The following is a 9,783-nucleotide window of genomic DNA, read 5'->3' on the forward strand; positions in this document are numbered from 1 at the left end:
TCTGATTAGAATCGAAACAATGAGAAGCTTTTGCTTAGTTTCCTCTCCTCAATCTGCCTCTAACGCTATTCTTATATTGAGCCAGAATTTAAAGTATACAGGGAAGGGAAGGGGGGAAAATCACTCCTTAGATCATATTAAAAAGTCCTTGGTAGCTCTAAGTTACCAAGGACTTTTTGTGTCAGGGTTATCTCTATACCGTTTTTGTTTGGGTTTGTTTACTAAACTCCAATCTCTTTTTACAATCATGACTATCTTAAACAACATGCCCTGAATAAAAATAGCAAAGAGCAAGTAGTAAGGAATAAACTCTTTTGCAAAAGAATAGATCAAAATAAAGGTTAATATTGAAAGAATTCTTCCTCCATTAAGATATATTTCCCTCATAACAATTGATTCTGTTCGAAGCCCGGACTTTGGTAAATTTCCTATTAACCTGAACATAAAGCTAAAGTATGAAACACCAAGAAGGGTTCCTTTATCAGGCCGTATTTATTTTGTCTGACTTGGCCCATTTGATAAAAGAGGTGGAGCCTCCTATTTTTCAAGACTAAAGGTAAACTTTGTCTGTTTCTTATATTCTTCTCCTGCTTTTAAAATTACGCTCGGAAGTTCCTTTATATCGAGGGAAGCAGGCGATGCTTGGGTTTCAAAACAAACTCCAAGGTGTTTTTCAGACTTTGCTTCAGATAACTGAAGTCCTGAACCTAAGCTGTTAGAAGTGTACATAACCATTCCTGGCTCATTGGATTCCATGGACATCACGCGGCCGCTGCTCGGATCTTTTAAAACCACTTTGTTGATTAGTTGATTATCAAAAAGAAAATAATGGTCATATCCACTCTCAACTATTCTATTTTGATCAAACTCATCGTTAAATCCGTCTCCAAGTCTTCGGCAGTTCCGGAAATCAAAGGGGGTGCCTTCAGCGTTTAATAATTTTCCGGTAGGAATTAACTCCTCATTTAATTCAACAAATTGACTGCTGTCGATTGTTAAATAGTGATTTTTGACTGTATCTTTTAAGTTTCCGGTTAAATTAAAATAAGAATGATTAGTTAAGGCTAATACTGTTGTTTTGTCACTTCTTGCCCAATAGCTAAGGTTAAGCTGATTTTTATTATTCAGAGTGTACGTGACGAGTATATCGACATTTCCAGGATAGCCCCCTTCACCATCTGAGCTTTGGTGATACAGCTTTAAACCAACTTCTGATTCTGTTTGAAAAGGGGTTACGCTCCATATAATTTGGTGAAATCCTTCTGGACCGCCATGTAAGTGGTTATTGCCGTTATTTGCATGCAAGTTATAAGTCTTTTCATACAGTTGAAAAGAAGCTCCTCGAATCCGGCCTGCAACACGTCCAACAATAGTACCGAAGTAATTTGAATCAGATTTGTATTCGCCGTAATCCTTATATCCCAATACGACATTTTCAAGATTTCCTCTAATGTCTGGAACAAGAATTTTTGTAATAATTCCACCATAGTCCAAAACACTAACGGCCATTCCGTTTTGGTTGGTTAGGGTATATTCAGTCCATTGTCCTAATATATCTTTAGCCACATTCATTAAGCTGCCACCTTCTTACTTATATTTTTAAAACCTTTTTCAATTGCTTTGCCCTTTAAGTGGGAAGGGTTAAATAAGTTCTTCTGTTAAAAAAGCAGTAAACTTAATTAATTAATTTAATTATATGGTTTGAGTTTACTATTATCCCCAGGCAGGTGCAATAAAAAATCTAATGAACCCAGGGTTTGAAGAAGCGATAGAAATAGGTGGACAGTCACTTATCTGAACGGAACCACTCCACACACTGATTATCAAGAAAAGGTTTCAGATGCTAAATCGGGAAATTATTCTTTGCATTTTTATTCAGGGGATGCTGTTGATTTCAAAGTAGAGCAGACTATTACCGGCCTGGAACCAGGATATTATAATTTATCGATGTTTTTGCAGGGCGGTGATGCTAAGAATCCTGAGATGTATCTTTATGCTAAGACAGGCGGCCAAGAATATAAAATGAACACTTCTGTGAGTGGCTGGGTAAATTGGAACAATCCTCAAATCAATGAAATTCTAGTAACAGATGGAACCATTACCATAGGGGCGAGCATAAAAGCGGATTGCGGTGCATGGTGAAGTTTAGATGATTTCTATTTATATAGAGTAAAAGGTTTATAATACTTTAAACAATAATAGCCCACCGTAATATTATGGTGGGTTTTTTCGACCTTTGGAGAGAATGGCTGCTGTAAGTTTTTTTGGAACTAAGTTTATTATTGATATAAACTTTTATTGTGTAATAATTATGAAGAGTTAAAAAATATTAAAAAACAACTTGATAAGAAGGGAGTTTAAGGATGGTTCTACAACTTAGGAATGTCTCATTAATGCGAGAAGGAAAATGGATCTTGCAAAACATTAATTGGGAAGTTAAAAAAGGTGAGCACTGGGTGTTATTTGGATTAAATGGCGCAGGAAAGACAGCCATTCTGAACTTGCTTAATGCTTACTATTTCCCAACTAAAGGGAAAGTCACAGTTCTTGGAAAGGAATTTGGAAAAACGTATCTGGGAGAGAAGCTCCGCAAGCAGATTGGTTTTGTTTCATCCTCCATTCAGGAAAAATTTCATCCAGGCTACAATGCTTTCGAAGTGATATTAAGCGGTGCTTTTGCATCTATAGGACTCTACGAAACACCAACGGATGAAATGAGAAAAAAGGCAATTTCTCTGCTTGAGGAGCTGGGATGCATGGTATATGCGAACCGCAACTATGAATCTCTCTCTCAGGGTGAAAAACAGCGCATTCTAATTGCCCGTGCGCTTATGGCTGATCCTGGCTTACTTATTTTTGATGAACCAACAAATGGACTTGATTTTCTTGCACGAGAAGAATTTTTGGAATCGGTCGAACGGATTGCAAAGAATCAAAACGGACCTTCCATTATTTATGTAACCCATCATGTAGAAGAAGTTTTGCCCGTTTTTAATAAAACAATTTTGTTAAAAGAGGGACAAGTTTTTGATTCTGGAGACACGACCGAGATGATAAGCAGCAAACTGCTTTCTCAATTTTTAAACGTTTCTGTTGAAGTGCTTTGGAGGAATTCCCGGCCTTTACTTTCCAAGCTGCAGGAAGTAGACCTTTAAAAAGGATTCGAATCCCCTCATATATTTAAAAAATACCTTGGTAACTAAAAAGTTATCAAGGCTTTTTTGTTTTAAAATATTTTTTTATTTACCGCCAATTTTGTCGGTATTGTAATATTATTAGTATAAATATATGACTTTCTCAAACAGGAAGGAGATGATTTTTTGGAACCTTCAAATAAAAGCAAATTTGAGAAAAATAATGTCGCTGATACAGATATAATAATAGATTTGTATAATTATAAAGCTTACAAGATATTATTTGACCATCATCCTGATATTATTTTTACAATGGACCTGCGCGGTAATATTTTATCGATTAATAAAAGGGTAGACAAATTGGGGTACCAGCCTGATGAAATAAAAGGTTCGTTTATTAATTACATTGATAAACCTAACGCTAAAGAAACTATCCTTAAATTTGAAGAGGCGATTAAAGGAAATCCTCAGATTTCTGATATTTCCCTTCTCCATAAAGAAGGAAGATATATAGATTTTAATATACATACCATCCCCATAATAGAAAATGATCAAGTAATTGGGGTCTTTGGAATTGCTAAGGACACGAGTGAAATCAATAGTACCTTATCACGTTTTAATTTTGCTCAGGAAGCGGCGAATGTTGGAACCTGGGAAAAAGATATTGTTACTGGAAAAGCTATATGGTCTAAGCAGGTTTACCGAATTTTAGGAATGGTTCAGGGGGAAGAACAATCGCCGGATTTTGATAAGTTCTTAGACATTGTACATCCGAACGATTGTAACCGTGTACAAAACTACGTGAATCGAGCTCTTCAAGAAAATAGAAGTTATCAAATTGAGTACCGTATTTTAAGGACCGATGGTCAAGAACGCATCCTATACGAAAAAGGGGATGTTGTTTTTGATGAAAAAAATAACCCAATTAAAATTCTTGGTATTGTTAATGATATAACCGACAGAAAGCTGGCTGAGGAAAAACTCAAAGAAAACAAAGAGCAATCCCATAATATCTATAATAATCTTGATGTCGGTATTTGGTCCCAGGATTTAAAAACGAAAAAAATAGAGTTTTTATCAAAGGGATTTGAGAAAATTTGCGGTTATACCACTGCTGAGATGATTGAGGAATCTTTTCTTTGGGAGAATATCATTTTTGAGGAAGACTTACCACATTACGATTCCAGGCAGGATGATTTTAAAAAAGGCCTTTCCTTTCATCAGCAATATCGAATTGTTCATGCTGATGGAACGATAAGATGGGTGCAATCCTATACAATTCCTTTGATGGATGATGAAGGAAAGTTAATAAAATTAAATGGAATTATTTCTGATATTACAGAACAGAAATTAACGGAAGAAAAAATGCATTATCTTGCCCATCATGATTATCTTACTGATTTACCGAACAAGAGGCTGTTTGAACAAAAACTAACTGAACTTATTGGGAGCAATAAAACCAAAAGAGAGAAAATTGCGCTTGCTTATTTAGACATTGATGGTTTTAAAAGGATTAACGATTCCATGGGACATCTGGTTGGAGATGAAGTATTAAAAGGCATTGCTGAAAGGCTTACAATACTACTCCAGGAAGACCAATTTGCAGCGCGGCTTTCTGGAGATGAATTCGTCATCATTTTATCAAACATAAAAGAATCTTCTAATCTGATTGATTGGGGAACAATGATTTTAGAGTTATTTAAAAAGCCATTTTTAATAAAGGAATATGAGCTTTATATTACATCAAGTATCGGTATCTCTATTTTCCCTAATGATGGATTGGATCCCGAAACATTAATCAGAAATGCAGATGCTGCCTTGTACCGGGCAAAGGAATTAGGAAAAGATAACTTCCAAGTTTATCAGTCCTCAAAAAAGCTAATAACACAAAAGCCATGGCTTCTGGAACAGGATATTAGAAATGCATTAATTAATAATGAGTTTCGAATCTTTTATCAGCCTCGATATGAAATGGCTTCGAATCAAATTGTAAGTGCTGAAGCACTAATCCGATGGGAACATCCTAAACTGGGAATGATTTTTCCTGGTGATTTCATTCCTTTGGCTGAGGAGACAGGGTTAATAATCGATATAGGGAATTGGGTTATTAAAAATATAAGCAAGCTTATTAAAAGCTGGGAACATCACCGCTTTCGTGTGGTGCCCATCTCGATTAATTTATCTTCGAAAAGTTTTTTGAAATATAACTGGCGAACTACACTTTCCGATATAATAGAAGAAACAGGAGTTAATCCAAAGTTCTTAGAGTTTGAAATTACAGAAACTACTATCATGAAAAATGAAAAAATAGTCCTTAAAACAGTAGATTTTGTTAAGGAGCTTGGGATTAAGCTGTCATTGGATGACTTTGGAACAGGGTATTCATCCATAACACACTTAAAGAACTTTAATTTTGACTTTATAAAAATTGACAGATCCTTTATTCAAAGTGCTATTATGAATGGACAGGATGCTGCACTTACGAAATCCATCATTGATTTGGCACATGGCTTGAATATGGATGTGGTTGCAGAAGGAATCGAGACCACTGAACAATTCGAGTTAATGAAGAGATTCGGGTGTGACCAAGGGCAGGGGTACCTAATGAGTAAACCTGTAAATCTAAATGATTTTGAATGGTTATTAAACAAATCACTTTCAATGGAATCCTAATATATAAATTGTGCATCTGTGCTGCAGATGCCTTTTTTCATTGGAAATTAGGGCAATAGTAAAATAGGAGGGATATCAGGATGAAGCTGGAGCTGCAAGATATTGTTTCAAAAAGCATATTAACACCTGCTAGTGGTGCTATAGATGATTTCTCTCATTCATTAAATCCATATGCCGGATGTGTATTTGGATGTAAATATTGCTATGTGAGACAGCTGCCTATTTCCTTATTTAGAGAACAAGAGTGGGGAACATGGGTTGATATTAAAACCAATGCTGCTGACTTATTAAAAAAAGAAATAGTAAAGGCGAAGAAAAAGGGGCCATTAAAGATATTTATGTCTTCTTCGACTGATCCCTATCAGCCGCTTGAAGCAAAAACAAAGCTGACAAGAAGATTACTTCAAGTCATGCTGGAAGACATGCCGGACTTTTTGCACGTTCAAACACGATCACCCCTGGTAAAGCGGGATATCGATTTATTTAAGCAATTTGGGGAGAAAATAAGAATATCGATGACGATTGAAACGGATAAGGAAGAAGTGAGAAAGGCATTCTCACCATCAGCTCCGCCAATCCCTGCCAGAATGAAGTCTTTAAAAGAAATTACTGAGGCAGGCATTATGACACAGGCAACACTTGCACCCTTGCTTCCATGCTCAAAGGATTTTCCTGAAAAGCTGAAAGAGATAGCGGGCCGAATAACCATTGATGATTTTTGGATGGGAGATGGAAGCGGAGGAAGAAGGACAGAAAAACTGGGCATACGAAAAATATATGAAGATATGGGATTGGAGAAGTGGTACAATCCCACAGCATATAAAGTAGTTTTAAAAATGATTGAGGAAGAAATTAAAGACACTTCGATTGAACTTGGTGTATCGAAAAGCGGGTTTAAACCTGACTAGGAGGAATTCAATGAAGGTTTTATCAATGATCCAGCCTTGGGCAACCCTTTTTGTTCTTAGAGAATCTAAGTTTGAAACAAGGACGTGGAGAACAAATTATCGCGGGCCGCTTGCCATCCATACAAGTAAAAAAATTGATAAAGCAGTTTGTGCCCATAAAGCCATACAACACTTGCTTAAAAAGCATGGTTACTCTGTAGAAAGTCTTCCTACAGGGGTAATTATAGCAACATGTGAGCTGGAAAATTGTTTAAGGGTAACAGAATACAATGAAACATGGGCTGTTCTGGAAGATGGCCAGATTGTTTCGGACAATGATTTCTTTCTTGGAGATTACCGTGTAGGCTGTTATGCCTGGCAGGTCAAAGGTATGACGATGCTCAATGAATGTATCCCTGCCAAAGGAAAACTTGGATTATGGGAATATGATTTAAATTAGATTTGCGGCCTTACGCGGAAAGGCCGCCTTTTCATTTTTTTTATATTAGGCAAAAGCAGGGAGGTCTCTCTTACTTTTCTGTTTTTTCCATTTGTCTGATTTCCTGTTGTTCTATCGTAGCTTACTTCAAGACCAGATTCTTTAGCTTTTGGGCCTTTTGCGACTTTATATTGACTCATTTTTTTATAAACCATAGACATTCACCTAATCTTCTTTCTTTATTTTTTGTTTAAAATATCAAGATATGCCGTTAAGTTATTCCACCCAAGTTAAAATTAAAAAAAACGTCAAAAACCTCTCCGTTGCAGTGACTGTTAATATAACTTCAGAAATAGACAAGAGTGTAAATTGTTTATTCGAAAATGCGATAGAGGCAATGGAAGATGGAGGGACTCTAACTATTTGCTTAAATAATCAGATGGATAAATTAATAATTGATATAATTGATACAGGTATCGGAATTAGTGAAGAAGAGTTCAGGAAAATTGGAAAACCTTTCTTTAGTACAAAAGGGGATAAAGATACAGGTCTGGGAATGATGACAACCTTTAACATAATAAAAAGAATGAATGGCGTTATTCATCTGGCAAGTAAAGTGGGTGTGGGGACAACGTTTACACTTTCTTTTCCCATTTTTGATGATAAGAAGCAATCAAAGAACAAACTAAATAAATCACACGAAAACAGTATTTTATTAAAAATATAAAACGAAAGTTCTTATTAGACAGTGTAAACAGTCTATTTTTATTTATAATAATTTTAAAATTCTTAAATTTTTATATCATAATTAAAAAGACGTAAAAAGGGGTATTAATATGTACTCACGGATTACAAAATCAAAGGGAGATATTTAGACATGGAGAAACTTACATTAATTTTTGACTTAGATGATACATTAATACACTGCAATAAATATTTTAGAGATACCATTAATCAATTTGCTGCCCAAATGAAACAGTGGTTTCCGGAGCTTACTATTCAGCAAATTAAACAAATGCAGCTCGAGATTGATATGAAAAGTATTGCAGAACACGGACTTCATTCTTCCCGTTTTCCTGAGTCCCTTGCTGCGACTTATCTATATTTTAGTGAAAAGTATAATCAGTCCGTTGAACAAACCAAAGTAGATGAACTAAGAAGGATTGGGCAAGGTGTGTTTGAGATAGAAGTTCAGCCGTTTCCTCATATGTATGAAGTATTGAATACCTTGCGCCAGGATGGACACCACTTATTTATGTATACAGGCGGAGACAAAGCTAATCAAAATCGTAAGATTGTCCAATTAGAACTGGAGGCTTACTTTGGTAAACGAGTATTTATTTATGAACATAAAAATTCTGAGGCTTTAAGACAAGTTCTTCAAACTATAAAGGCGGATCCCAAAAAGACTTGGATGATTGGAAATTCATTAAAGACAGATATAAGACCGGCATTGGAAAATGGCATAAATGCCATTCATATTCCTTCACCTATTGAATGGAGTTATAACAACGTAAAGATTGATATAGCTCCAAAAGGGGAATTCTTGACGGTGAATTCGTTGCTGGATCTGCCACGAATTTTTAAAACTCATAATAGCAGATATAACGAAAATGTAGTTTGATGACTGACTGGGTTTCCACTGCGGAATCCAGTTTTTTATTTACTATTAATATTAACCGGTTAATCCCCCCATTTTAAATGCATGCTTAATGAACAGCAGTTTCCCCCTTTTGCAACTGAAACAAGAGTTAATAAAATTCCACTAGGAGTATATTTTATAGTGATGGGAGTACTAACTCCCGCCGAGTTAATTAACCGGTCAACTTCCTTTTTATTCCCCGTTTGCGCTGCATTCATAATACGGCGGGCAAAACCAGGGTCAGATATTCTGTTAAGTAAAACCACCGCTTCACTGGCGATTTTTTGCATACTTTTGATAGAGCTTTCAAATATGCCGATATTTATAGGCGGGTATTGAGGGGGGAACCGATAAAGGTAATTTGGATAATAAACATATTGATGGTAGTACATCCTTAACACCTCCTTGCTTCTTCTTTTATTTTTATGCTTACGTTTTTCATACAGTGACAAGGTTAAATAAAACATTAAATAAAATGAAATCTTGATGATAAAAATCCTTATCTTGTTTAAATTTCTTATTATTAGGTATAAGAAATGTAAGTGTCTGTTTTTAATGTAGATACGAAGGAGGTAGTAAGTTGTGAAGGGAGGATGGTATTATCAAGAAGTATGAAGAAAAATCTGAAGATCAATTAAAGCAGGAATTAGGTTCTTATTTAATTGAACAAAAAGGAGATCGTGTCATAACGGATGATAATTCAAAAGACAACTTGTAAAAGGAAAGGGTGATACCAGATGAAGAGGTATTGCCCTTTCCTATCTGCGTTTCATATCTTATATAATAAAGTATTGATACAAATTCATTGGGAAAAATTTCAGGTTGAAGAGAGTGTTTTGAGGTGGTATTCTAATTTAGCTGCTTCGTTAACGAATTGAAGTTGAAAAACAATTTCTTTTCTTTTTCGTAGAAGTTGACACCAACGAATAGGTATGATAAGATAATAAATGTCGCTGATTCATTAACTTTCTTATTTTTAAGGGGTTGACGAAGCTAGCAACATATTAT

10 protein-coding genes are annotated in these 9,783 nt (G+C 35.4%); 7 read left to right on the top strand and 3 right to left on the bottom strand.

Annotated features, from left to right (window positions below; genetic code table 11):
* Positions 1-537 precede the first annotated feature (537 nt).
* A complete protein-coding gene (locus G8761_RS23195; protein ID WP_166030321.1) occupies positions 538-1,572 on the bottom strand; it encodes an aldose epimerase family protein in 1,035 nt (344 codons plus the stop codon).
* A 291-nt stretch (positions 1,573-1,863) separates the two neighbouring features.
* Here G8761_RS23195 and G8761_RS23200 point away from each other — a divergent pair, with 291 nt between their 5' ends.
* From G8761_RS23200 to G8761_RS23220, 5 genes are all read left to right on the top strand, one after another.
* Positions 1,864-2,142, top strand: a complete 279-nt coding sequence (locus tag G8761_RS23200; RefSeq protein ID WP_166030322.1) for a hypothetical protein — start codon at positions 1,864-1,866, stop codon at positions 2,140-2,142.
* A gap of 221 nt (positions 2,143-2,363) precedes the next feature.
* Positions 2,364-3,155 (top strand): ABC transporter ATP-binding protein, encoded by a 792-nt coding sequence (locus tag G8761_RS23205; RefSeq protein WP_166030323.1) that lies wholly within the window; start codon positions 2,364-2,366, stop codon positions 3,153-3,155.
* Positions 3,156-3,320: 165 nt separating this feature from the next.
* Positions 3,321-5,807 (top strand): bifunctional diguanylate cyclase/phosphodiesterase, encoded by a 2,487-nt coding sequence (locus G8761_RS23210; RefSeq protein WP_166030324.1) that lies wholly within the window; start codon positions 3,321-3,323, stop codon positions 5,805-5,807.
* An 80-nt stretch (positions 5,808-5,887) separates the two neighbouring features.
* Entirely contained in the window at positions 5,888-6,715 is an 828-nt protein-coding gene (locus tag G8761_RS23215) for an SPL family radical SAM protein (RefSeq protein WP_166030325.1), read from the top strand.
* Between the two features lie 10 nt (positions 6,716-6,725).
* Positions 6,726-7,154 carry an ASCH domain-containing protein gene (locus tag G8761_RS23220; RefSeq protein WP_166030326.1) on the top strand — a complete coding sequence of 143 codons (429 nt, stop codon included), beginning with the start codon at positions 6,726-6,728 and terminating at the stop codon, positions 7,152-7,154.
* On the opposite strand, the gene G8761_RS23225 is transcribed toward G8761_RS23220, so the two are convergent.
* Complete coding sequence (locus tag G8761_RS23225; RefSeq protein WP_166030327.1) at positions 7,151-7,348, bottom strand: hypothetical protein; 198 nt, start codon at positions 7,346-7,348, stop codon at positions 7,151-7,153. The two genes, G8761_RS23220 and G8761_RS23225, sit on opposite strands and share 4 nt — an antisense overlap.
* Positions 7,349-7,398: 50 nt before the next feature.
* Here G8761_RS23225 and G8761_RS23230 point away from each other — a divergent pair, with 50 nt between their 5' ends.
* Both G8761_RS23230 and G8761_RS23235 read left to right on the top strand, forming a co-directional pair.
* On the top strand, positions 7,399-7,860 hold the full coding sequence (locus G8761_RS23230) for an ATP-binding protein (protein WP_166030328.1): 462 nt from the start codon (positions 7,399-7,401) through the stop codon (positions 7,858-7,860).
* Between the two features lie 150 nt (positions 7,861-8,010).
* Complete coding sequence (locus G8761_RS23235) at positions 8,011-8,757, top strand: HAD family hydrolase (RefSeq protein WP_166030329.1); 747 nt, start codon at positions 8,011-8,013, stop codon at positions 8,755-8,757.
* Between the two features lie 59 nt (positions 8,758-8,816).
* On the opposite strand, the gene G8761_RS23240 is transcribed toward G8761_RS23235, so the two are convergent.
* Positions 8,817-9,167, bottom strand: coding sequence for a YuzC family spore coat inner layer protein (locus G8761_RS23240; protein WP_166030330.1), 351 nt, complete (start codon positions 9,165-9,167; stop codon positions 8,817-8,819).
* Positions 9,168-9,783: the final 616 nt, after the last annotated feature.

Source organism: Neobacillus terrae, assembly GCF_011393025.1.
GTDB lineage: Bacteria > Bacillota > Bacilli > Bacillales > Cytobacillaceae > Neobacillus_A > Neobacillus_A terrae.

Coding starts and splice junctions, on each gene's coding strand:
- G8761_RS23215 (WP_166030325.1), top strand. CDS start 5,888: ATGAAGCTGGAGCTGCAAGATATTGTTTCAAAAAGCATATTAACACCT.
- G8761_RS23205 (WP_166030323.1), top strand. CDS start 2,364: ATGGTTCTACAACTTAGGAATGTCTCATTAATGCGAGAAGGAAAATGG.
- G8761_RS23195 (WP_166030321.1), bottom strand. CDS start 1,572: ATGAATGTGGCTAAAGATATATTAGGACAATGGACTGAATATACCCTA.
- G8761_RS23230 (WP_166030328.1), top strand. CDS start 7,399: ATGCCGTTAAGTTATTCCACCCAAGTTAAAATTAAAAAAAACGTCAAA.
- G8761_RS23220 (WP_166030326.1), top strand. CDS start 6,726: ATGAAGGTTTTATCAATGATCCAGCCTTGGGCAACCCTTTTTGTTCTT.
- G8761_RS23225 (WP_166030327.1), bottom strand. CDS start 7,348: ATGGTTTATAAAAAAATGAGTCAATATAAAGTCGCAAAAGGCCCAAAA.
- G8761_RS23235 (WP_166030329.1), top strand. CDS start 8,011: ATGGAGAAACTTACATTAATTTTTGACTTAGATGATACATTAATACAC.
- G8761_RS23240 (WP_166030330.1), bottom strand. CDS start 9,167: ATGTACTACCATCAATATGTTTATTATCCAAATTACCTTTATCGGTTC.